The organism is Nguyenibacter vanlangensis, assembly GCF_013376155.1.
Taxonomy (GTDB): Bacteria; Pseudomonadota; Alphaproteobacteria; order Acetobacterales; family Acetobacteraceae; genus Gluconacetobacter; species Gluconacetobacter vanlangensis.
In genome coordinates this window covers 1-602 of sequence record NZ_JABXXP010001189.1, presented here as the reverse complement: position 1 = coordinate 602, position 602 = coordinate 1, and the positions used below count along the sequence as shown (strand labels likewise).

Sequence of the window (602 nt, the reverse complement as noted above, 5' to 3'; positions counted from 1 at the left end):
CGCATCGCGGTGGAAGGCGGGATGGTCGGCGCGCCGGAACCCTGTGCCGGGCCGCCGGGCACGCGGGTGGTCGTCGAGGATCTGTTCTTCGCCACGCCGGCGCGGCGCAAATTCCTCAAGAGCCCGCGGGTCGAATCCGGCCATGCCGACATCACCGTGCGCCGCCTGGCGCTGTCGGTGCCGCATGTGGCGTTTCGCCTGCAACTGGATGACCGGGTGGTGTTCGACCTGCCGGCGCAGGACATGGCGGATCGTGTCGCCGCGCTGCTTGACGCCGAAGGTGCGGACGGGATGCTGCCGGTCGAGGGGCGCAAGGGCGAACTGGAACTGAGCGGTTTCGCCTGCGGCCCGTCGGTGCATCGGGCCACGGCGGCGGGGCAGATCCTGCTGGTCAATGGCCGGCCGGTGGTCGATCCGGTGCTGCGCACCGCGGTGCGCGTGGCCTATCGCCACGTGATCGAGCATGGGCGCCATGCGGTGGTCGCGCTGTCGCTGCGGATTCCGCCCGATCAGGTCGACGTGAACGTCCATCCGGCGAAAACGGAATTGCGTTTCGCCGACGCGGCCTCGGTGCGCGGGCTGGTGATCGGCGCGCTGGGCCG

The 602-nt window shown here is 70.9% G+C and carries 1 protein-coding gene; it reads left to right on the top strand.

The genetic code is table 11. The annotated features are described in order from the left end of the window. On the top strand, positions 1-602 hold a 602-nt coding region (mutL, locus tag HUK84_RS22035; protein ID WP_218064506.1), incomplete at both ends, for a DNA mismatch repair endonuclease MutL.